We start from the raw sequence: 20,343 nt of genomic DNA on the forward strand, positions 1-20,343 counted from the left end.
ATGAGAGCCGACCTGGAAATCATCCAAGACTGGATCCCCGCCGGCAGCCGGGTCCTCGACCTGGGCTGCGGCAACGGCGAACTGCTGGCCTCCTTGCGCGAGCGCAAGAATGTCACCGGCTATGGCCTGGAGATCGACGCCGACAACATCGCCGCCTGTGTGGCCAAGGGTGTCAACGTCATTGAGCAGGACCTGGACAAGGGCCTGGGCAACTTCGCCAGCAACAGTTTCGACGTGGTGGTCATGACCCAGGCCCTGCAGGCCGTGGAGTACCCCGACCGGATCCTCGACGAGATGCTGCGGGTGGGCCGCCAGTGCATCATCACCTTCCCCAATTTCGGCCACTGGCGCTGCCGCTGGTACCTGGCGACCAAGGGTCGCATGCCGGTTTCGGACTTCATGCCGTATACCTGGTACAACACCCCGAACATCCACTTCTGCACCTTCGAAGACTTCGAGAACCTGTGCCATGAGCGTCACGCCAAGGTCCTCGACCGCCTGGCCGTCGACCGTCTGCACCGTAACGGGTTGGGCGGGCGGCTATGGCCTAATCTTCTAGGTGAGATCGGTATCTATCGGGTCAGCAGCCCGGGCCTGCAGGAGCATCAACTCGCGGTCTGACTCTCGCGAACGGAGGAATGGGATCATGCGTCGACTAGCACTGTTTCTGATCAGCCTGTGCCTGGCCTTGCCGGTGCTGGCTGCCGATGCCGCCAAGCCGGAACGCAAGGAAGTCTTCGGCGATGTGACGGTCCACTACAGCGCCTTCACCTCGAGCATGCTGCAACCGGACATCGCCGCCGCCACGGGCCTGACCCGCAGCAAGAACCAGGGCGTGCTCAACATCGCCGTGCTCAAGGCCGAAAAGCCTTCGACAGCGGTGGTCAGCGGTACGGTGAAGGACCTGACCGGGCGCAGCAACCCGCTGTCGTTCAAGCAGATCACCGATCAGGGCGCGGTCTACTACATCGCCCAGTTCAAGATCGACCAGGCCGAGACCGTCACCTTCGACATCAACGTCGAAACCGGCGGTGTCAGCCATAAACTCAGCTTCAACCAGGAAGTGTTCCCAGGCGAATGATGAATCTTACGCAACTCGTATTGGCTAGCCATAACGTCGGCAAGCTCAAGGAACTGCAGGCCATGCTCGGCGAGTCCGTGCACCTGCGTTCGATCGGCGAATTCAGCCAGGTGGAGCCGGAAGAGACCGGCCTGTCGTTCGTCGAGAACGCCATCCTCAAGGCGCGCAATGCCGCACGCATCTCCGGCCTGCCGGCGCTGGCCGACGACTCGGGCCTGGCGGTGGACTTCCTCGGCGGCGCGCCGGGCATCTACTCGGCGCGCTACGCCGACGGCAAGGGCGACGCGGCTAACAACGCCAAGCTGCTCGAAGCGCTCAAGGACGTGCCTGAAGACCAGCGCGGCGCGCAGTTCGTCTGCGTCCTGGCCCTGGTACGGCATGCCGACGACCCGTTGCCGATCCTCTGCGAAGGCCTGTGGCACGGCAGCATCCTGTTCGAGGCCAGCGGTGAGCACGGCTTCGGCTACGACCCGCTGTTCTGGGTCCCGGAGCGCCAGTGCTCCAGCGCCGACCTCGCCCCGGTCGACAAGAACCAGCTCAGCCACCGCGCCCGCGCCATGGCCCTGCTGCGTCAACGTCTGGGCCTGGCATGACCGAAAAGCTGTTCGTGCAACCGGCGGGCCTGATCCTTCCCGAGCTCCCGCCGCTGTCGCTGTACATCCATATTCCCTGGTGCGTGCGCAAGTGCCCGTACTGCGACTTCAACTCGCACCAGGCCGGCCCGAAGCTGCCTGAAGCCGAATACATCGACGCCCTGCTGGCCGACCTCGACCAGGAGCTGCCTGCCGTCCAGGGCCGCTTCATCAGCACGATCTTCTTCGGCGGCGGCACTCCCAGCCTGTTCAGCGCCGATGCACTGGGTCGCCTGCTGCGTGGCGTCGAGCAACGCATCCCGTTCGCCCCGGACATCGAGATCACCCTCGAAGCCAACCCGGGCACCTTCGAGCAGGAGAAGTTCAAGGCCTACCGGCAGACCGGCATCAACCGTCTGTCCATCGGCGTGCAGAGTTTCCAGCCCGCCAAGCTCGAGAAGCTCGGGCGCATCCACAATGGTGCCGAAGCGGTGCGCGCCGCCGACATGGCCCGTGCGGCAGGCTTCGACAACTTCAACATGGACCTGATGCACGGTTTGCCGGACCAGTCGCTCGACGACGCCCTGGGCGACCTGCGCCAGGCCATCGAACTGGCGCCGACGCACCTGTCCTGGTACCAGCTGACGGTAGAGCCGAACACGGTGTTCTGGAACCAGCCACCTGAACTGCCCGCGGACGACATCCTCTGGGATATCCAGGAAGCCGGCCAGGCGCTGATGGCCGACCACGGTTACCGCCAGTACGAAGTCTCGGCCTACGCCCAGGCCGGTCGTGCCGCGCGGCACAACCTGAACTACTGGCGCTTCGGCGACTTCATCGGCATCGGTGCCGGCGCCCATGGCAAGCTGTCGTTCCCCGACGGACGCATCCTGCGCACCTGGAAGACCCGCCTGCCCAAGGACTACCTGAACCCGTCCAAGCCGTTCAAGGCCGGCGAGAAGCTGCTGCCGGCCGATGAGCTACCCTTCGAGTTCCTGATGAACGCCCTGCGCCTCACCGACGGCGTGGAGGCCGAACTGTTCAGCCTACGCACCGGCCTGCCCCTGGCACAACTGGCCGAAGCCCGCCGTGAAGCCGAACAAAAGGGCCTTTTGCGGGTCGAACCGGATCGGCTGGCAGCCACGCCGCGTGGCCAGCTGTTCCTCAACGACCTGCTGCAGTACTTCTTGAATTAAGGATGACCCATGGACCTGGTACTTGACCTGCTCTCGACCGTTTCCCGCTGGAGCCGCAGCAACCTGTCGGAAATCTCGCTGGCCCTGGTGGGCTGCCTGCTGGTGCTGTTCGGCACCGATATCAAGGGCTGGGTGGAGGGCCGCCTGGGCGGCCTGGCCGGTGCCCTGCGGGTGCCGTTCATGGCGTTGCTGGTGATGATCGGCAGCGGCGCGGCACTGATCTATGCGACGCCATGGGTCGTGAAGGGGCTGGGGCAGTTCAACAACTATGCGCTGGCGCCGGTACTGCTGGTGGTGCTGGTGTTGATTGGCGTGGTGGCTGATCGGCGGGGCTGAGCGCTTGCTAAAAGCCGCCCTGGCGAGCCAGGACGGCTTCTCACCCGACTAACCCTTAGCGGGCATCGTCAAAGTGATCGCGCAGGAAGTCCCTGGCGGTCCTGAAAACGATCAGGATCCGAACCAGCTTCCAGACACGGCTCAGCGTATTCAGCAAACGCTTCATATGCCTTGGCCTCAGTGTTGGCTGGGCCAATCTTCCAGCGTCTAACCGGCACTTCGACACCTTCGGAGATCATGTGGGGTGGTCTCCAGTGAAGTGGCTGGGTAGATGGCCCTTCGAAACTCTGCCGGCGCGGTTCGTAGGCCGCGTCGAAGGGGCCGAGACAGCAGAACGAATTCGCTTCCCGGCCCGCCACTGGAAATTCCCCCATGAGAGCGGGGCAATCTTACGACAGCGAAAGGTTCAAGGCTGTTACCTGCTCAGTCACACTTGATGCCTGATATTTCCGTGATTGACGCACTCCACGAGTACTCCTAGTATCGCGTTTGTGGGTGGTCTCCAGTGACGCTTGAAATGCACAGGCTGAGGATTCGTAACCCGAAGCCCGCATAAAAAAGCCGCCTTTAGCTAGGCGGTTTTTTTTGGCTGCAGGCAGACCTGGCTGGCGCCCTGCCGATGTCTTCCAAGGTGCTGGTGTTGATTGCCGGGGCGGCTGATCGGCGGGGCTGAGCGCTTGCTAAAAGCCGCCCTGGCGAGCCAGGGCGGCTTCTCACCCGACTAACCCTTAGCGGGCATCGTCAAAGTGATCGCGCAGGAAGTCCCTGGCGGTCCTGAAAACGATCAGGATCCGAACCAGCTTCCAGACGCGGCTCAGCGTATTCAGCAAACGCCTCATATGCCTTGGCCTCCGTGTTGGCTGGGCCAATCTTCCAGCGTCTGACCGGCACTTCAACGCCTTCGGAAATCGCGTGAACCATCTCCAGTGAAGTGGCCAGGTGAGTGGCCCTTCGAAAACTTCACCGGCGCGGTTCGTGGGCCGCGTCGAAGGGGGCGAGACAACGGATTGAATTTGTTCCCGGCCCGACACTGGAAAAAATCACATGAGAGCGGCGCGATCTTACGCCAACTGGAATGGTGAAGCTGTTACTCGCCAAGTCACACGTAATGCTGGATATTTCCACGATTGACGCGATCTCCAGGCAACCCTAGTATTTGAACCGTGAACTGTCTCCAGTGAAACTGAAACACGCAGGCCAAGGATTCGTAACCCGAAGCCCGCATAAAAAAACCGCCCTTCTAAAGGCGGTTTTTTTGTACCTGCCATTTCGCAGGTTTGAAGGTCAGCGCCGAACGAACTTGGCTCAGTCCACCTTCTCGAACTTCAGATCCCACACCCCATGCCCAAGGCGCTCACCGCGGCGCTCGAACTTGGTGATCGGACGCTCTTGCGGGCGCGGCACGTAGGCGCCATCAGCCGCCTGGTTGCGATAGCCGGGCGCTGCGCTCATCACTTCCAGCATGTATTCGGCATAGGGCTCCCAGTCGGTCGCCATGTGGAACACACCACCGGGCTTGAGTTTGCGGCGCACCAGCTCGGCGAACTCCAGCTGAACGATCCGGCGCTTGTGGTGACGCGCCTTGTGCCAAGGGTCCGGGAAGAACAGCATCAGGCGATCGAGGCTGTTGTCGGCCACGCAGCGGTTGAGCACTTCGATGGCGTCGCAGTCGTATACCCGCAGGTTCTTCAGGCCCTGGGTCAGCACGCCGTTGAGCAGTGCGCCGACACCCGGACGGTGCACTTCGACACCGATGAAGTCCAGCTCGGGCGAGGCGGCGGCCATTTCCAGCAGCGAATGGCCCATGCCGAAGCCGATCTCCAGGGTGCGCGGCGCCGAACGACCGAACACCTGGTCGTAGTCCACCGGGCTGTCGGTCAGCGGCAGGATGAACAGCGGACCGCCCTGCTCCAGGCCGCGTTGCTGGCCTTCGGTCATGCGCCCGGCACGCATCACGAAGCTCTTGATGCGGCGGTGCGGGCGGGCTTCGCCGTCTTCGGTGATCGGCGTTTCTTGCGATTCAGTCATCTGGGGCTCTTACTTGATCAGACCTTCCAGCGGCGAGGACGCGCTGGCATAGAGTTTCTTCGGCATGCGCCCGGCGAGATACGCCATGCGGCCGGCAAGGATGGCGTGCTTCATGGCCTCGGCCATCAGCACCGGCTGCTGGGCGTGGGCGATGGCCGAGTTCATCAGCACCGCCTCGCAGCCCATCTCCATGGCGATGGTGGCGTCGGAGGCGGTCCCCACGCCGGCATCGACCAGCACCGGCACCTTGGATTCCTCGAGGATGATCTGCAGGTTGTAGGGGTTGCAGATACCCAGGCCGGTACCGATCAGGCCGGCCAGCGGCATGACGGCGATGCAGCCGGCTTCGGCCAGCTGGCGGGCGATGATCGGGTCATCGCTGGTGTAGACCATTACATCGAAGCCGTCCTTGACCAGCACTTCGGCGGCCTTGAGGGTTTCGATTACATTGGGGAACAGGGTCTTCTGGTCGGCCAGCACTTCCAGCTTCACCAGCGTCCGCTTTTCGTGGGACTTGTGGCCGTCGAGCAGCTCACGGGCCAGGCGGCAGGTACGCACCGCCTCGACCGCGTCGAAGCAGCCCGCCGTGTTCGGCAGGATGGTGTACTTGTCGGGCGACAGCACATCGAGCAGGTTCGGCTCGCCCGCGTTCTGGCCGAGGTTGGTGCGACGCACGGCCACGGTGACGATTTCGGCACCCGAGGCCTCGGTGGCCAGACGGGTTTCCTCCATGTCACGGTACTTGCCGGTGCCGACCAGCAGGCGCGACTGGAAAGTGCGCCCGGCCAGGACGAAAGGCTTGTCGCTGCGAACGTTGCTCATCGATGTTCCTCTGGAAAGGTTACGGGGCTTCTGGATGAATCGGCGGGACGCGCTCAACCACCGCCAATGGCATGAACCACTTCGACCTGGTCGCCTTCGCTCAATCGCGTGCTCTCGTGCTGGCTGCGCGGCACGATGTCCAGGTTCAGTTCCACCGCCACCCGGCGACCGGCCAGCTCCAGCCGGCCCAGCAGCGCCGCGACGCTCTCGCCCTCGGGCAGTTCGTAAGGTTCACCGTTCAATTGAATGCGCATGCGCACGGCCACCATTGTTCTTTGGGGCCCGCATTCTAGCGCCGATCCACCCCGCAACCCAAGGGCGATGCGCGCCATTAGTCGCGATTGTGGACCGTTCGGTCAGCCCAGGCGCCAGGCGGCCAGGCCCAGGCACAGCCAGCCGGCGAGCAAGCACAGGCCGCCCAGCGGAGTGATCATGCCAAGCTTGCCCAGGCCGCTCAGGGTCAGTACGTAGAGGCTACCGGAGAACAGCACGATACCCACGGCGAACAGACCGCCGGCCCAGCCGACCAGGCGCCCCGGCAGGTGCGCCGACAGCACCGCCACACCGAGGATCGCCAGGGCGTGCACCAGCTGGTAGGTCACGCCGGTATGGAAGATCGCCAGGTAGTCGGCGCTGAGACGGCTCTTCAGGCCATGGGCGGCGAAGGCGCCGAGGGCGACGCCAGTAAAGCCGAAGAACGCGGCGAGCATCAGGAAGCTGCGAAGCATGGGACGACTCCTCGGGAGGGGTCTGTATAATGGCCCGTTCCAACGGTCCGGCCAAGCCATCACCATGCTGTCATCTCTTCTGCGCCGCCTTTCCCGCGCCCTACTCTGGTTCGCCGCCGGCAGCGCCGCCGTGGTCCTGGTGCTGCGCTGGGTTCCACCGCCCGGCACCGCGCTGATGGTCGAGCGCAAGGTAGAGTCGTGGTTCAGCGGCGAGCCCATCGACCTGCAACGCGACTGGACGCCCTGGGAGGACATCTCCGACGAGCTCAAGGTCGCGGTCATCGCCGGCGAGGACCAGAAGTTTGCCAGCCATTGGGGCTTCGACATCCCGGCGATCCAGGCGGCGCTGGCCTACAACGAGCGTGGTGGCAAAGTGCGTGGCGCCAGTACCCTGACCCAGCAGGTGGCCAAGAACCTGTTCCTGTGGTCCGGGCGCAGCTGGCTGCGCAAGGGGCTGGAGGCCTGGTTCACCGCGCTGATCGAGCTGTTCTGGTCAAAGGAGCGGATTCTCGAGGTCTACCTGAACAGCGCCGAATGGGGCAAGGGCGTGTTCGGTGCCCAGGCCGCGGCACGCTATCACTTCGGCGTGGACGCCAGCCGCCTGACGCGACAACAGGCCGCCCAGCTCGCCGCGGTGCTGCCTAGCCCGATCAAGTGGAGTGCCAGTCGGCCAAGTGCCTATGTGGCGAGCCGGGCGGGCTGGATTCGCCGGCAGATGAGCCAGCTGGGCGGGCCGAGCTACCTGATGCAGCTGGATACTTCGCGTAGGCTTTGAGGCGCGCCCCCACGCTCTACAACATACGAAAAAGCCGCTGTCTCTTGCGAGAACAGCGGCTTTTTCACTCCAGCCAGGCGCCGATCAGATCGCGATCAGTGCCTTGACCTTGTTCATCGCGTTCTTCTCCAGCTGGCGAATACGCTCGGCCGAAACGCTGTACTTCTCAGCCAGCTCATGCAGCGTGGCCTTTTCCTCGGCCAGCCAGCGCTGATAGAGGATATCGCGGCTGCGATCGTCCAGGCCTTGCAGCGCTTCATGCAGGTTGCTGGTGGAGTTATCGCTCCAATCGGCGTCTTCCAGTTGCACGGCCGGGTCGTAGCGGTGGTCTTCCAGGTAATGCGCGGGTGACTGGAAGGCGCTGTCGTCGTCGGCTTCGGCCGCCGGGTCGAAGGCCATGTCCTGGCCGCTCAGGCGGCTTTCCATCTCGCGCACTTCACGGGGCTCGACGCCGAGGCTTTCCGCCACGCGATGCACTTCGTCATTGTTCAACCAGGCCAGACGCTTCTTTTGGCTGCGCAGGTTGAAGAACAGCTTGCGCTGGGCCTTGGTGGTGGCCACCTTGACAATGCGCCAGTTGCGCAGGATGAACTCGTGGATCTCGGCCTTGATCCAGTGCACCGCGAAGGACACCAGACGCACGCCCATTTCCGGGTTGAAACGCTTCACCGCCTTCATCAGGCCGACGTTGCCTTCCTGGATCAGGTCGGCCTGGGCCAGTCCGTAGCCTGCGTAGCTACGGGCGATGTGTACGACGAAACGCAGGTGGGCCATCACCATTTGACGAGCGGCCTCAAGATCCTGCTCATAGTAGAGACGCTCGCCCAGATCACGCTCCTGCTCCGGCGACAGCAAGGGGATGCTGTTGACCGTGTGCACGTAGGCTTCCAGGTTTGCACCGGGAACCAGGGCATAGGCAGGTTGCAACGATGTGGTCATTCAAGTACCTCCGGCTTACAGACTCGTGCCTTGTGGGCACTGCCAGCATAGACAAGGAACCGTTGTACAAGTTCCAGAATGAAAAATTTGTCAATACTGGCCATGAAACATTTATCGCGGTGCCAGCTCGTTCAGGTGACGAGCGACGGCGATCCATGCACCGATATACCCCAACAGCACCGCCCCGATCAAGAGTGAAAGACCATCGGAGGCCGGTACGCCACCCAGGGCGAAATCACTGCCGTACAGACCGGACAGCCCGACCACCGCGTCATTCAGCCAGTTCAGGCCGAACGCCAGGATGCCCCAGGCCAGCACGCCCGCACCCAGGCCGTACAGCGCGCCCATGTACAGGAAAGGCCGGCGTACGTAGCTGTCGGTGCCACCGACGAGCTTGATCACTTCGATCTCGACCCGGCGGTTTTCGATATGTAGACGAATTGTGTTACCGATTACTAACAGCAGAGCGGAAATCAGCATCACCGCCAGGCCGAAGACGAACCGGTCACCCAGCTTGAGGATCGCCGCCAGGCGCTCGACCCACACCAGGTCCAGTTGCGCCGCTTCCACCCGAGGCAGCTCGGACAGACGCTGACGCAAGGTTTCCAGGGCGGGTTTGTCGACCTCGATCGGGGTCACCACCACAACGCCCGGCAGCGGGTTGTCCGGCAGCTCGCGCAGCGCCTCGCCCAGACCCGACTGCTGCTGGAACTCTTCCAGTGCCTGCTCGCGGCTGACGTACTGGGCCTCGGCGACGCCCGGCATGCCCTTGATCTCGTCACGCAGGGCCTCGCCATCGCGGCTGCTGGCGTCGAGCTTGAGGTACAGCGAGATCTGCGCCGCGCGCTGCCAGGAACCGCCGAGTTTCTCGACGTTCTTGAGCAGCAGCGACAGGCCCATGGGCATGCTCAGCGCCACGGCCATCACCAGGCAGGTGAAGAAACTGCCGATCGGCTGCTTGCCCAGGCGGCGCAGGCTGTCGGCCAGGCTGGCGCGGTGGCTTTCCAGCCAGGCGTGCAGCAGGGTGCGCAAGTCCGGGCCGTCATCGTCGTGATCGCCGCGCTTCTTCTTCGCCGGTTGCGGGTCGGCGGCCTTGGGCGCGACGCGCTCGGAAACCTTTGGTGTACGTGTGGTGCTCATTGCCCGGCCTCCCCATCGCCGATCAAGCGGCCGCGTTGCAGCGTCAGCATGCGGTGGCGCATGCGCGCGATCAGCGCCAGGTCGTGACTGGCGATCAACACCGTGGTGCCCAGGCGGTTGATGTCCTCGAACACGCCCATGATCTCCGCGGCCAGGCGCGGGTCGAGGTTGCCGGTGGGCTCGTCCGCCAACAGCAAGGCGGGCTGGTGAACGATGGCGCGGGCGATGCCGACCCGCTGCTGCTGGCCGGTCGACAGGTCGGCCGGGAACAACTCACCTTTGTCGCTCAACGACACGCGCTCCAGCGCCGAGTCCACACGCTTGGCGATCTCGGCCTTGGACAGCCCGAGAATCTGCAGCGGCAGCGCGATGTTGTTGAACACCGTGCGGTCGAACAGCAACTGGTGGTTCTGGAACACCACGCCGATCTGCCGGCGCAGGAACGGGATCTGTGCGTTGCTGATCTGGCCCAGGTCCTGCCCGGCCAGCAGCAGCTTGCCGCTGGTCGGACGCTCCATGGCCAACAGCAGGCGCAGCAGGGTGCTCTTGCCGGCGCCGGAGTGGCCGGTGACGAACAGGAACTCGCCACGACGCGCCCGGAAGCTCAGTTCGTGCAGGCCGACGTGGCCGTTGGGATAGCGCTTGGCTACCTGTTCGAATCGGATCATGAAGGTTCCCGCTCGGCGAACAGCGCCTTGACGAAGGGTTCGGCCTCGAAGGTGCGCAGGTCGTCGATACCCTCGCCCACACCGATGAAGCGGATCGGGATGTTGAACTGCTTGGCCAGGGCGAAGATGACACCGCCCTTGGCGGTGCCGTCCAGCTTGGTCAGGGCCAGGCCGGTCAGCTCGACGCTCTGGTTGAAGTACTTGGCCTGGCTGATGGCGTTCTGCCCGGTACCGGCGTCGAGCACCAGCAGCACCTCGTGGGGCGCCTCGGCGTCGAGCTTGCCGATCACCCGACGGACCTTCTTCAGCTCTTCCATCAGGTTGTCCTTGGTGTGCAGGCGACCGGCGGTGTCGGCGATCAGCACATCGACGCCCCGGGCCTTGGCGGCCTGCACGGCGTCAAAGATTACCGAGGCCGAGTCGGCGCCGGTGTGCTGGGCGATTACCGGGATCTGGTTGCGCTCACCCCAGACCTGCAACTGCTCCACCGCCGCAGCGCGGAAGGTGTCGCCGGCGGCCAGCATGACCTTCTTGCCTTCGAGCTGCAGCTTCTTGGCCAGCTTGCCGATGGTGGTGGTCTTGCCGGCGCCGTTCACGCCGACTACCAGGATCACGTAGGGTTTGCTCTGCGCCTCGATCTTCAGCGGCTGCTCGACCGGACGCAGCAAGGCGGCCAGCTCGTCCTGCAGCGACTTGTACAGGGCGTCGGCGTCGGCCAGCTGCTTGCGGGCGACCTTCTGCGTCAGGTTCTGGACGATGGTCGAGGTGGCCTCGACGCCGACGTCAGCGGTCAGCAGGCGGGTCTCGATCTCGTCGAGCAGGTCGTCGTCGATGACCTTCTTGCCCAGGAACAGGCTGGCCATACCTTCGCCGATGCTGGCGCTGGTCTTCGACAGGCCCTGCTTGAGGCGGGCGAAGAAGCCCTGTTTGGCAGGCTCGGCGGCGACTGGCGCAGGATCGACGGCAGCCGGAGCGACAGGCACTTCTGGTTCAGGCTCGACCACAGGGGCAACCACCACCGGGGCGGGCTCGGGCACCACCACCTCAGGGGCCGGGCGCTCGGGAATGACCGGCGGCGCCTTGGGTTCGAGGTCCGGCACCAATGCAACCGGCTCTTCCGCGACCGGCAGCACCAGGTTGCTCACGGGGGTAGCTGGCGTTGGCTCGGCCTCGACTGCCGGCAGGTCAGTTGCATGCGCGGGCAAGCCCTCTGCCACAGGAGCCTGCGGCGCCTGTACCTGAACAACAGGCTCAGCCTCGACCACCAAGGCAGGCTCGACCGGGACTTCCGCCGGCACAGGCTGAGCGGCTTCGACCACCTGGGTGGGTTGCACCACCTGTGGAACAACCGGCTCGGGCTCGACCTGCACGCTTTCCGGCGCGGGCTGGGGTGCCTCGGCCAGCGGAGCGGGCTGCTCGCCAGGAGGCTGCTGTACCACCGGCGCCTCGACGGGCGGTTGGGGGGCTTGCGGCTGTTCGGCGACAGGTTGCTCCGGCTTCTTGCGGAACCAGCTGAACAGGCCTTTCTTCTCGCCAGCCGCGGCCGGCGCTTTTTTGTCGTCGTTGGAACCAAACATGGAAGACGGCTATCTCAGGGTAGCGATGCGCCAGCAGTGGCGCATCGGGAATTCTTGAGTCACGCAGAACAGACTACTGTGAAGCCAGCGGGTTCATGCGCAACGTTTTGTCGTAAGGGCCTGCGGGCCAGAACGGCGACAGGCATGGTCGCCAGGCAACCGGATCAGTATCCTAGCACCTCCTGGCCCGCCGACGCTAAACCCAAGCGGGCCGCCGAACAGGTTGAACACCGTATGAATGCTCTAGCCCGCCGCGCCGCTGGCCTGTTGCTCGGCACGCTGTGCCTGCCGCTGGCGGCCTTCGCCGCCGATGTGCAACCCACCCACGAATTCATCCTCGACAACGGCCTGAAGGTGGTCGTGCGCGAGGATCACCGTGCACCGGTGGTGGTTTCGCAGATCTGGTACAAGGTCGGCTCCAGCTACGAGACGCCGGGCCAGACCGGTCTGTCCCATGCCCTGGAACACATGATGTTCAAGGGCAGCGCCAAACTCGGCCCCGGCGAGGCCTCGCGCATCCTGCGCGATCTCGGCGCCGAGGAGAACGCCTTCACCAGCGACGACTACACCGCCTACTACCAGGTGCTGGCCCGCGACCGCCTGCCGGTGGCCTTCGAGCTGGAAGCCGACCGCCTGGCCAGCCTACGCCTGCCGGCCGACGAGTTCAGCCGCGAAATAGAGGTGATCAAGGAAGAACGCCGCCTGCGCACCGACGACCAGCCCAACGCCAAGGCCTTCGAGCTGTTCCGCGCCATGGCCTACCCGGCCAGCGGCTACCACACCCCGACCATCGGCTGGATGGCCGACCTCGAACGCATGAAGGTCGAGGAACTGCGCCACTGGTACGAGTCCTGGTACGCGCCGAACAACGCCACCCTGGTGGTGGTCGGCGACGTGAAGCCCGACGAGGTGAAGGCCCTCGCGCAGAAGTACTTCGGCCCCATCCCCAAACGCGCCGTGCCGCCGAGCAAGCTGCCGCTGGAGCTGGCCGAGCCGGGCCTGCGCCAGCTCACCCTGCACCTGCGCACGCAACTGCCCAGCCTGGTCTACGGCTTCAACGTGCCCGCCCTGGCCACGGCCAAGGACCCGCGCAACGTCAACGCCCTGCGCCTGATCTCGGCCCTGCTCGACGGCGGCTACAGCGCCCGCATGCCGGCGCGCCTGGAGCGCGGCCAGGAGCTGGTGGCCGGTGCCTCGTCCAGCTACAACGCCTTCACCCGCGGCGACAGCCTGTTCATGATCTCGGCCACGCCCAACGTGCAGAAACACAAGTCCCTGGCCGAAGTGGAAAAAGGCATCTGGCAGTTGCTCGACGAGCTCAAGACCACGCCACCAACCGCCGAGGAACTCGAACGCGTACGCGCCCAGGTGATCGCCGGCCTGGTCTACGACCGCGACTCCATCAGCAGCCAGGCCACCACCATCGGCCAGCTGGAGACCGTCGGCCTGTCCTGGAAACTGATCGACAGCGAGCTCGACGACCTCAAGCGCGTGACCCCGCAGGACATCCAGGCCGCCGCCCGCACCTATTTCACCCGCGAACGCCTGAGCGTTGCCCATGTACTGCCCGAGGAGTCCGCTCATGAGTGATCGCAGCGCACCGCGCTACACCCTGTTCGGCCTGGCGATCATCGTGCTGGTGGTGGCCGTCGCCGCGCTGCTGGCGCGCCCGGCCCAGTCCGACAGCCAAGGCAAGGCAGACACCGCGGCCCGCCCGGCCAACACCCTGCAATCGCTGGCCGAACTTGACGGCAAGGCCCCCAGCCGGCGCCAGCTGAACATCCAAAACTGGACCACCGCCGAAGGCGCCCGCGTGCTGTTCGTCGAGGCCCGCGAGCTGCCGATGTTCGACCTGCGCGTGACCTTCGCCGCCGGCAGCAGCCAGGACGGCGGCACCCCGGGCCTTGCCACCCTGACCAACGCCATGCTCAACGAGGGCGTGGCCGGCAAGGACGTCACCGCCATCGCCGAAGGCTTCGAAGGCCTTGGCGCCGACTTCGGCAACGGTTCGTACCGCGACATGGCCGTGGCGTCGCTGCGCAGCCTCAGCGCCAGCGACAAGCGCGAGCCGGCGCTGAGGCTGTTCACCGAGGTGGTGGGCCAGCCGGCCTTCCCCGAGGATGCTCTGAAACGCATCAAGAACCAGCTGCTGGCCGGTTTCGAGTACGAGAAGCAGAACCCGGGCAAGATCGCCGGCAAGACCCTGTTCGCCAACCTCTACGGCAAACACCCCTACGCCAGCCCCAGCGACGGCACCGCCGAAACCATCCCGGGCATTACCCTGGAACAGCTGCGCGGCTTCCACGCCAAGGCTTATGCTGCCGGCAACGCGGTGATCGCCCTGGTCGGCGACCTCAGCCGCAGCGAAGCCGAAGCCATTGCCGCCCAGGTCTCCGCCGGCCTGCCCAAGGGCCCGGCCCTGGCCAAGCCCGAGCAGCCTGTCGAGCCCAAGCCGGGCCAGACTCATATCGACTTCCCGTCCAAGCAGACCCACCTGATGCTGGCCGAGCTGGGCATCGACCGTAACGATCCGGACTGGCCGGCCCTGTCGCTGGGCAACCAGATCCTCGGTGGCGGCGCCTTCGGCACCCGCCTGATGAGCGAAGTGCGCGAAAAGCGCGGCCTGACCTACGGCGTGTACTCGGTGTTCAGCCCGATGCAGGTGCGCGGCCCGTTCATGATCAACCTGCAGACCCGCGCCGAGCTCAGCGAGGGCACGCTCAAGCTGGTCCGGGATATCCTTGCCGACTACCTCAAGAGCGGCCCGACCCAGCAGGAGCTGGACGATGCCAAACGCGAGCTGGCCGGCAGCTTCCCGCTGTCCAACGCCAGCAATGCCAGCATCGTCGGCCAGCTGGGCGCGATCGGCTTCTACAACCTGCCGCTGAGCTGGCTGGAAGACTTCATGCAGCAGTCCCAGGCGCTGACCGTCGAGCAGGTCAAGGCCGCCATGAACAAGCACCTCGCGGCGGACAAGCTGGTGATCGTCACCGTCGGCCCGAAGGTAGCCCAGCAGCCCCTGCCGGCCCCCACTGACAAACCCGCCGAGCAGCCGCTCGGCGTACCGGAGCACTAATGGCAAGACCCAACACCCCAGCGCGCCCGGCACCGGGCGCCAGCAAGGGCCCCGGCCAACTGCGCATCATCGCCGGCGAGTGGCGCAGCCGCCGCCTGGCCGTGCCGGATGGCGAAGGCCTGCGGCCGACACCCGATCGCGTGCGCGAGACCCTGTTCAACTGGCTGGCGCCGCATATCGAAGGCGCCTTGGTGCTCGATGCCTTCACCGGTAGCGGCGCGCTGGTGCTGGAGGCTTTGTCCCGGGGCGCCGAGAACGCAGTAGCGTTGGACAGCAACCCGGCCGCCATCGCCAATCTCAAGAACAACCTCGAGCTGCTGCGCTGCCCGCGCGGGCAGATCCTGCAGACCGACGCCCTGCGCTACCTGCAAGGCCCGGCCAAGCAGCAGTTCGACGTGGTGTTCCTCGACCCGCCGTTCCACCAGGACCTGCTGGCCAACACCTGCAACCTGCTGGAGCAGGGCCAGTGGCTGCGCGAGCAGGCGTGGATCTACACCGAAAGCGAAGCCGTGCCCTCCTCGCTGTCGATGCCGGGCAACTGGCGCCTGCATCGCGAGAAGAAGACCGGCCAGGTGCACTACGCATTGTGGCAACGAGCGGGCACCGACCAATAGCGCAGGTACAACGGCGATGTTTCATGGCACTCTAGGCTGGCACATCACGAGTCGCCCAGCATGCCCAGCCTCACTGCCACCTTCCGCCCGGCCGCCGGCCTGTCCAACCCCCACCTGCAGACACTGTGGGGGCCTCTCTGGCGCAAACTCCCGGACCTGCCACGCAACCGCGAGCGCCTGTGGCTGGCCGACGGCGACTTCCTCGACCTCGACTGGCACGGGCCACACCAGCCCGACACGCCGCTGGTGCTGGTGCTCCATGGCCTCACCGGCTCGTCCAGCTCGCCCTACGTCAAAGGCTTGCAACTTGCCTTGCAGGGGCGTGGCTGGGCCAGCGTCGCGGTGAACTGGCGCGGCTGCTCGGGCGAGCCGAACCTGCTGGCGCGCAGCTACCACTCCGGCGCCAGCGAAGACCTGGCCGAGACCATCCGCCACCTGCGAGCGCAGCGGCCCCTGGCGCCGCTGTATGCCGTGGGCTACTCGCTGGGCGGCAATGTGCTGCTCAAATACCTGGGGGAAAGTGGCTCAGCCAGCCAACTGGAAGCGGCGGTGGCGGTGTCGGTGCCATTTCGCCTGGACCAGTGCGCCGACCGCATCGGCCTGGGATTCTCGAAGATCTACCAGGCGCATTTCATGCGCGCGATGCTGGCATACGTGCAGGACAAGCAGCGGCACTTCAAGGACAAGGGGCACCATGAGGGGCTGGCGACCCTCGAACGCCTGGGGCCGTTGCATAACCTGCGTACCTTCTGGGACTTCGATGGCAAGGTGACCGCGCCGCTCAATGGCTTCAGCGATGCCCATGACTACTACCGCCGGGCGTCCAGCCGCTATTACCTGGGAGAGAACCGCACGCCGACGCTGATCATCCATGCTGCCGATGATCCGTTCGTGTTCGGTCATAGCTTGCCGGCTGCGGACGAACTGGCGCCACTGACGCAGTTCGAACTGCACAAGCGCGGTGGTCATGTGGGGTTCGTCGAGGGTAGCCTGCGCAATCCGGGGTATTACCTGGAGCGGCGGATTCCGCAATGGCTGATGGACGGGCCCTAGTCCCCTCCCAGGAATATGGCTCAGGGTGGGCTTCGTGGGAGCGGGCTTGCCCCGCGATGGCATCGCCAGCCCATCGCGGGGCAAGCCCGCTCCCACGTTATCAATCAATCGCCAGTGGCCACGCCGCGCTGCGAATCGTTGATCCACTCACTCCACGACCCGGCATACAACCGCCCCAGCGGGTACCCCGCAAGCGCCAGGGCAAACAGATTGTGGCATGCGGTCACGCCAGAGCCGCAATAGGCCACCAGGTCCTGCGGTGAACGGCCAGCCAGCTTTTCGGCAAAACGCTGCTTCAGCGTGTCAGCCGGCAGGAAACGCCCGTCAGCGTCAAGGTTGTCGGTGAATGCCGCGCACTGGGCGCCCGGAATGTGCCCGGCCACCGGGTCGATCGGCTCCACCTCGCCACGAAAACGCGCCAGCCCGCGGGCATCGATCAGGGTCAGCGCCGGATCGTCCAGGCGCTTGCCCAGGTGCGTGGCGTCGATCAGCAGCTTCATGTCCGGCTCGCCGCTGAACGTCCCCTCGCGACGCACGGGCGGGTCCAGGCTCAACGGCAGATGGGCGGCATGCCAGGCCTTCAGGCCGCCATCGAGAATGAACACCGCATCGCGCTTGCCCAGCCAGGCCAGCAGCCACCAGGCGCGGGCGGCGAAGGCGCCGGGACCGTCGTCGTAGAGCACCACCTGGCTGTCGTTGTCCACGCCCCATTCGCGCAGGCGTTCCACCAGCCGCTGCGGATCGGGCAACGGGTGACGCCCCGTGCGGCCCTTGACCACCGGCCCGCTCAGGTCACGCTCGAGGTCGGCGAAATGCGCCCCGGCGATATGCCCCTCGGCATAGCTGCGTTGGCCGTAGTCGACGTCCTCCAGGGCAAAGCGGCAATCGAGGATCACCAGGCCGGGCGCGTCCAGGCGTTCGGCCAGCTGTTGCGGGGTGATCAGTTGCGCAAGGGGCATGACAATCTCCTGATGAATGGCTCGAAGACCCCGGATCACTGCTCCAGGGCCTGGTTGAACGGGACATGGAACTCATCGCACAACGCCTGCACCGCGGCTCGCGAGCCTGGGGTGACATACCCCAGTTCCAGCACCACCACCTGATAGACGCCGCGCATGAACGCTTCTTCACCCAGGTGCGCGCAATGCTCGCGGGTGGTGCTGAGAAAACGCACCCAGGAGGTCAGCACGATCCAGGCGTTGATGGTCAGCGACTCGATCTGCGGGCCATCCATGCTCAGGATGCCGGCCTCGACGAAGCCCCGGTAGATCGCCTGCCCCTGCAGCAGGCAGCGCCGCGAGAAGCGCCGGTAACGGGCGGCCAGCTCCGGGTCGCTGTCGAGCAGGTGCTCCAGGTCGCGGTGCAGGAAACGGTAGTTCCACATCGCCGCCAGCAGCGCCTTGAGGTAGAAGCGCTTGTCCTCGACAGTGGCGATGCGGCCCTGGGGCGGACGCAGGAAGCTGTCGACCAGCTCTTCGTACTGGTTGAACAGCACGGCGATGATCGCCTGCTTGTTGGGGAAGTGGTAGTACAGGTTGCCGGGCGAGATCTCCATGTGCGCGGCAATGTGGTTGGTGCTGACGCAACGCTCGCCCTGCTGGTTGAACAGCTCCAGGCTGCTCTGCACGATGCGCTCTCGGGTCTTCATGCGCGGGGCCATGCTCAGCTCCAGTCTCCAGCTTGATTGATCGGGCCCATCTTACGGCTTCCCGCAGGTCGGGTGCACCGCCGGCCAGGTGAAAAATAGTGCACCATCGTACCAATTAGAGTATATGCTCTATTCAATTATCATCCCCGGAGCCGCCATGACCTCGCCTGCCGTCCTCCCCCCTGTGCAATCCGACCTCGACCTGCAAGCGACGTTCGACGCCCTGCGTCGGGCCTTCGCCGCCAACCCGATGCCCCCGGCCGCGCAACGTCGGCAGTGGCTGAAAAGCCTGCGCGAGGCGCTGCTGGCCGGGCAGGAGACGCTGATCGCGACCATCGACGCCGACTTCAGCGGCCGCAGCCGCGACGAGACCCTGATCGCCGAGCTGATGCCGTCGGTCCTCGGCCTGCGCGATGCGGAAAAACAGCTGGGGCGCTGGATGCGCGCCTCACGGCGCAAGGTTGGCCTGGCCTTCCAGCCCGCCAGCGCGCGGGTGCAGTACCAGCCACTGGGGGTGGTGGGGATCATCGTGCCGTGGAACTACCCGTTGTTCCTCGCCATCGGCCCGCTGACCGGGGCCCTGGCCGCCGGCAACCGGGTGATGCTCAAGCTCAGCGAGTCCACACCCGCCAGCGGACAGGCCATCAAGGACCTGCTCGCGCGCGTGTTCCCCGGCGACCTGGTCAGTGTAGTACTGGGCGAGGTGGAGGTCGGCCAGGCCTTTGCCCGCCTGCCGTTCGATCACCTGCTGTTCACCGGGGCCACCAGCGTCGGCCGCCACGTGATGCTGGCAGCCGCGCAGAACCTCACCCCGGTGACCCTGGAGCTGGGCGGCAAGTCGCCGGCCATCGTCTCGGCCGATGTGCCGCTGAACACCGCCGCCGAACGCATTGCCTTCGGCAAGACCCTCAATGCCGGGCAGACCTGCGTCGCCCCCGACTACGTGCTGGTGCCCCGCGAACGCCTGGGCGCCTTCGCCGATGCCTACCGGCATGCCGTGCACCGCTTCTATCCGCGCCTGACCGACAACCCCGACTACAGCGCGATCATCAACGAGCGCCAGCTCGCCCGCCTCAACCGCCTGCTCGACGATGCCCGCGAGCAAGGCGCCCAGGTGGTCGACCTCTACCCCGACGAGCCCCGCCAGGGCCGCCACCTGCCGCCGCACCTGCTGCTGCAGGTGAACGACAGCATGCAGGTGATGCAGGACGAGATCTTCGGCCCGTTGCTGCCTCTTGTGCCCTACGACCGCCTGGACGACGCCCTGGCCTATATCAACCAGCGTCCCCGGCCCCTGGCGCTCTACTACTTCGGCTACGACAAGGGCGAACAGGCACGGATACTGCGTGAGACCCACTCCGGTGGCGTCTGCCTCAACGACACCCTGCTGCACGTGGCCCAGGACGACCTGCCGTTCGGCGGCGTCGGCCCGTCCGGCATGGGCCACTACCATGGCCACGAGGGTTTCCTGACCTTCAGCAAGGCCAAGGCCGTGCTGGCCAAGCAGCGTATCAATGCCGCCAAGACGATCTACCCGCCCTATGGCAAGGCCTTGCAGCGCCTGGTCTACAAGCTGTTCATCCGCTGAGTGCCGGCGCCTGTGCATCGCCGCGACCTGCTCAGGTTCAGCTTCGGCGCCAGCCTGTTCCTGGGCGCCACCAGTTTGGTCGGCTGCTCGCCGCAGAAGGCCTCGCCCGGTTATCAGGTCCTGCGCGATGACGACCTGCCTCTGTTGCAGGCCCTGGTACCCGTCGTGCTGGCAGGTACCCAGGCGTCCACCGAATTGGTGCTGCACAGCCTCGACCACAAGCTGGCGGCGCTGTCGCCCGCCATGCTCAAGCTGACCCGGCAACTGTTCGACGTGCTCACCCTGCCCCTGACCCGAGGGCCGCTGACCGGTATCTGGGGCGGCTGGGCCGACGCCACGAACAGTGAGCTGGAGCGCTTTCTCGAACGCTGGCGGGACAGTTCGCTGAACCTGCTGCGCCAGGGCCATGCCTCGCTGCTGCAACTGCTGCTCATGGCCTGGTATGAGCGCCCCGAGGCCTGGGCGGCTTGCGGCTACCCAGGGCCGCCGAAGATCTGACCCA

22 protein-coding genes are annotated in these 20,343 nt (G+C 65.4%); 12 read left to right on the forward strand and 10 right to left on the reverse strand.

The window, feature by feature from the left end; translation table 11 throughout:
* The 5 genes from metW to DMX06_RS05460 are packed head-to-tail and all read left to right on the forward strand — an operon-like array spanning position 1 to position 3,185.
* Complete coding sequence (metW, locus tag DMX06_RS05440; protein WP_011531735.1) at positions 1-621, forward strand: methionine biosynthesis protein MetW; 621 nt, start codon at positions 1-3, stop codon at positions 619-621.
* Between the two features lie 25 nt (positions 622-646).
* On the forward strand, positions 647-1,081 hold the full coding sequence (locus DMX06_RS05445; RefSeq protein ID WP_028689126.1) for a DUF4426 domain-containing protein: 435 nt from the start codon (positions 647-649) through the stop codon (positions 1,079-1,081).
* A complete protein-coding gene (gene rdgB, locus DMX06_RS05450; RefSeq protein ID WP_110735361.1) occupies positions 1,078-1,674 on the forward strand; it encodes an RdgB/HAM1 family non-canonical purine NTP pyrophosphatase in 597 nt (198 codons plus the stop codon). Before DMX06_RS05445 ends, rdgB begins: the two co-directional genes overlap by 4 nt.
* A complete protein-coding gene (gene hemW / locus DMX06_RS05455; RefSeq protein ID WP_181427782.1) occupies positions 1,671-2,849 on the forward strand; it encodes a radical SAM family heme chaperone HemW in 1,179 nt (392 codons plus the stop codon). Before rdgB ends, hemW begins: the two co-directional genes overlap by 4 nt.
* Positions 2,850-2,858: 9 nt before the next feature.
* On the forward strand, positions 2,859-3,185 hold the full coding sequence (locus tag DMX06_RS05460) for a DUF3392 family protein (protein WP_110735365.1): 327 nt from the start codon (positions 2,859-2,861) through the stop codon (positions 3,183-3,185).
* Between the two features lie 1,305 nt (positions 3,186-4,490).
* Here the strand turns inward: DMX06_RS05460 and trmB are convergent.
* The 4 genes from trmB to DMX06_RS05480 all read right to left on the reverse strand — a co-directional run bounded on the left by trmB (position 4,491) and on the right by DMX06_RS05480 (position 6,763).
* Positions 4,491-5,213 (reverse strand): tRNA (guanosine(46)-N7)-methyltransferase TrmB, encoded by a 723-nt coding sequence (gene trmB / locus DMX06_RS05465; protein ID WP_110735367.1) that lies wholly within the window; start codon positions 5,211-5,213, stop codon positions 4,491-4,493.
* A 9-nt stretch (positions 5,214-5,222) separates the two neighbouring features.
* Positions 5,223-6,035 carry a thiazole synthase gene (locus tag DMX06_RS05470; protein WP_110735369.1) on the reverse strand — a complete coding sequence of 271 codons (813 nt, stop codon included), beginning with the start codon at positions 6,033-6,035 and terminating at the stop codon, positions 5,223-5,225.
* Between the two features lie 53 nt (positions 6,036-6,088).
* Positions 6,089-6,289: a sulfur carrier protein ThiS gene (thiS, locus tag DMX06_RS05475; RefSeq protein WP_050707401.1), complete on the reverse strand. Its 201-nt coding sequence runs from the start codon at positions 6,287-6,289 to the stop codon at positions 6,089-6,091.
* Between the two features lie 102 nt (positions 6,290-6,391).
* Positions 6,392-6,763, reverse strand: a complete 372-nt coding sequence (locus DMX06_RS05480; RefSeq protein WP_110735371.1) for a DUF423 domain-containing protein — start codon at positions 6,761-6,763, stop codon at positions 6,392-6,394.
* Between the two features lie 64 nt (positions 6,764-6,827).
* On the opposite strand from DMX06_RS05480, the gene mtgA reads away from it, so the two are divergent.
* Positions 6,828-7,538 (forward strand): monofunctional biosynthetic peptidoglycan transglycosylase, encoded by a 711-nt coding sequence (gene mtgA / locus DMX06_RS05485; RefSeq protein WP_028689133.1) that lies wholly within the window; start codon positions 6,828-6,830, stop codon positions 7,536-7,538.
* Positions 7,539-7,622: 84 nt separating this feature from the next.
* Here the strand turns inward: mtgA and rpoH are convergent, their stop codons facing one another.
* From rpoH to ftsY, 4 genes are all read right to left on the reverse strand, one after another.
* On the reverse strand, positions 7,623-8,477 hold the full coding sequence (gene rpoH, locus DMX06_RS05490) for an RNA polymerase sigma factor RpoH (RefSeq protein WP_050707365.1): 855 nt from the start codon (positions 8,475-8,477) through the stop codon (positions 7,623-7,625).
* 111 nt (positions 8,478-8,588) lie between these two features.
* Positions 8,589-9,617, reverse strand: a complete 1,029-nt coding sequence (ftsX, locus tag DMX06_RS05495) for a permease-like cell division protein FtsX (RefSeq protein ID WP_110735373.1) — start codon at positions 9,615-9,617, stop codon at positions 8,589-8,591.
* On the reverse strand, positions 9,614-10,285 hold the full coding sequence (ftsE, locus tag DMX06_RS05500; protein WP_011531723.1) for a cell division ATP-binding protein FtsE: 672 nt from the start codon (positions 10,283-10,285) through the stop codon (positions 9,614-9,616). The genes ftsX and ftsE overlap by 4 nt, the downstream gene beginning before the upstream one ends.
* Positions 10,282-11,862, reverse strand: coding sequence for a signal recognition particle-docking protein FtsY (ftsY, locus tag DMX06_RS05505; protein WP_110735375.1), 1,581 nt, complete (start codon positions 11,860-11,862; stop codon positions 10,282-10,284). The genes ftsE and ftsY overlap by 4 nt, the downstream gene beginning before the upstream one ends.
* A 234-nt stretch (positions 11,863-12,096) precedes the next feature.
* Here ftsY and DMX06_RS05510 point away from each other — a divergent pair, with 234 nt between their 5' ends.
* Genes DMX06_RS05510 through DMX06_RS05525 form a run of 4 tightly spaced genes read left to right on the forward strand, consistent with a single transcriptional unit; the run spans position 12,097 to position 16,605 of the window.
* Positions 12,097-13,452 (forward strand): M16 family metallopeptidase, encoded by a 1,356-nt coding sequence (locus tag DMX06_RS05510; protein ID WP_110735377.1) that lies wholly within the window; start codon positions 12,097-12,099, stop codon positions 13,450-13,452.
* Positions 13,445-14,938: a M16 family metallopeptidase gene (locus tag DMX06_RS05515; RefSeq protein WP_110735379.1), complete on the forward strand. Its 1,494-nt coding sequence runs from the start codon at positions 13,445-13,447 to the stop codon at positions 14,936-14,938. Before DMX06_RS05510 ends, DMX06_RS05515 begins: the two co-directional genes overlap by 8 nt.
* Positions 14,938-15,552, forward strand: a complete 615-nt coding sequence (gene rsmD / locus DMX06_RS05520) for a 16S rRNA (guanine(966)-N(2))-methyltransferase RsmD (RefSeq protein WP_110735381.1) — start codon at positions 14,938-14,940, stop codon at positions 15,550-15,552. The genes DMX06_RS05515 and rsmD overlap by 1 nt, the downstream gene beginning before the upstream one ends.
* A gap of 60 nt (positions 15,553-15,612) precedes the next feature.
* Positions 15,613-16,605, forward strand: a complete 993-nt coding sequence (locus DMX06_RS05525) for a hydrolase (protein WP_110735383.1) — start codon at positions 15,613-15,615, stop codon at positions 16,603-16,605.
* Between the two features lie 104 nt (positions 16,606-16,709).
* On the opposite strand, the gene DMX06_RS05530 is transcribed toward DMX06_RS05525, so the two are convergent.
* Together DMX06_RS05530 and DMX06_RS05535 are read right to left on the reverse strand one after the other, a co-directional pair.
* Positions 16,710-17,564 carry a sulfurtransferase gene (locus DMX06_RS05530; protein WP_110735385.1) on the reverse strand — a complete coding sequence of 285 codons (855 nt, stop codon included), beginning with the start codon at positions 17,562-17,564 and terminating at the stop codon, positions 16,710-16,712.
* 35 nt (positions 17,565-17,599) lie between these two features.
* Positions 17,600-18,265, reverse strand: a complete 666-nt coding sequence (locus DMX06_RS05535; RefSeq protein WP_050707373.1) for a TetR/AcrR family transcriptional regulator — start codon at positions 18,263-18,265, stop codon at positions 17,600-17,602.
* A 145-nt stretch (positions 18,266-18,410) separates the two neighbouring features.
* Between DMX06_RS05535 and DMX06_RS05540 the strand changes: the two genes are divergently transcribed.
* Together DMX06_RS05540 and DMX06_RS05545 are read left to right on the forward strand one after the other, a co-directional pair.
* Complete coding sequence (locus DMX06_RS05540) at positions 18,411-19,841, forward strand: coniferyl aldehyde dehydrogenase (RefSeq protein ID WP_110735387.1); 1,431 nt, start codon at positions 18,411-18,413, stop codon at positions 19,839-19,841.
* A gap of 12 nt (positions 19,842-19,853) precedes the next feature.
* Positions 19,854-20,339, forward strand: a complete 486-nt coding sequence (locus DMX06_RS05545) for a twin-arginine translocation pathway signal protein (RefSeq protein WP_110735389.1) — start codon at positions 19,854-19,856, stop codon at positions 20,337-20,339.
* Positions 20,340-20,343: the final 4 nt, after the last annotated feature.

Source organism: Pseudomonas mosselii, assembly GCF_003205295.1.
GTDB lineage: Bacteria > Pseudomonadota > Gammaproteobacteria > Pseudomonadales > Pseudomonadaceae > Aquipseudomonas > Aquipseudomonas mosselii_B.

Bases quoted from the DNA above. Each gene is read 5' to 3' on its own strand.
- trmB (WP_110735367.1), bottom strand. From the start codon at position 5,213: ATGACTGAATCGCAAGAAACGCCGATCACCGAAGACGGCGAAGCCCGC.
- DMX06_RS05535 (WP_050707373.1), bottom strand. From the start codon at position 18,265: ATGGCCCCGCGCATGAAGACCCGAGAGCGCATCGTGCAGAGCAGCCTG.
- thiS (WP_050707401.1), bottom strand. From the start codon at position 6,289: ATGCGCATTCAATTGAACGGTGAACCTTACGAACTGCCCGAGGGCGAG.
- ftsE (WP_011531723.1), bottom strand. From the start codon at position 10,285: ATGATCCGATTCGAACAGGTAGCCAAGCGCTATCCCAACGGCCACGTC.
- rsmD (WP_110735381.1), top strand. From the start codon at position 14,938: ATGGCAAGACCCAACACCCCAGCGCGCCCGGCACCGGGCGCCAGCAAG.
- mtgA (WP_028689133.1), top strand. From the start codon at position 6,828: ATGCTGTCATCTCTTCTGCGCCGCCTTTCCCGCGCCCTACTCTGGTTC.
- DMX06_RS05525 (WP_110735383.1), top strand. From the start codon at position 15,613: ATGCCCAGCCTCACTGCCACCTTCCGCCCGGCCGCCGGCCTGTCCAAC.
- DMX06_RS05510 (WP_110735377.1), top strand. From the start codon at position 12,097: ATGAATGCTCTAGCCCGCCGCGCCGCTGGCCTGTTGCTCGGCACGCTG.
- DMX06_RS05515 (WP_110735379.1), top strand. From the start codon at position 13,445: ATGAGTGATCGCAGCGCACCGCGCTACACCCTGTTCGGCCTGGCGATC.
- metW (WP_011531735.1), top strand. From the start codon at position 1: ATGAGAGCCGACCTGGAAATCATCCAAGACTGGATCCCCGCCGGCAGC.
- DMX06_RS05480 (WP_110735371.1), bottom strand. From the start codon at position 6,763: ATGCTTCGCAGCTTCCTGATGCTCGCCGCGTTCTTCGGCTTTACTGGC.
- hemW (WP_181427782.1), top strand. From the start codon at position 1,671: ATGACCGAAAAGCTGTTCGTGCAACCGGCGGGCCTGATCCTTCCCGAG.
- DMX06_RS05470 (WP_110735369.1), bottom strand. From the start codon at position 6,035: ATGAGCAACGTTCGCAGCGACAAGCCTTTCGTCCTGGCCGGGCGCACT.
- ftsY (WP_110735375.1), bottom strand. From the start codon at position 11,862: ATGTTTGGTTCCAACGACGACAAAAAAGCGCCGGCCGCGGCTGGCGAG.
- DMX06_RS05445 (WP_028689126.1), top strand. From the start codon at position 647: ATGCGTCGACTAGCACTGTTTCTGATCAGCCTGTGCCTGGCCTTGCCG.
- DMX06_RS05460 (WP_110735365.1), top strand. From the start codon at position 2,859: ATGGACCTGGTACTTGACCTGCTCTCGACCGTTTCCCGCTGGAGCCGC.
- rdgB (WP_110735361.1), top strand. From the start codon at position 1,078: ATGATGAATCTTACGCAACTCGTATTGGCTAGCCATAACGTCGGCAAG.
- DMX06_RS05530 (WP_110735385.1), bottom strand. From the start codon at position 17,564: ATGCCCCTTGCGCAACTGATCACCCCGCAACAGCTGGCCGAACGCCTG.
- ftsX (WP_110735373.1), bottom strand. From the start codon at position 9,617: ATGAGCACCACACGTACACCAAAGGTTTCCGAGCGCGTCGCGCCCAAG.
- DMX06_RS05540 (WP_110735387.1), top strand. From the start codon at position 18,411: ATGACCTCGCCTGCCGTCCTCCCCCCTGTGCAATCCGACCTCGACCTG.
- rpoH (WP_050707365.1), bottom strand. From the start codon at position 8,477: ATGACCACATCGTTGCAACCTGCCTATGCCCTGGTTCCCGGTGCAAAC.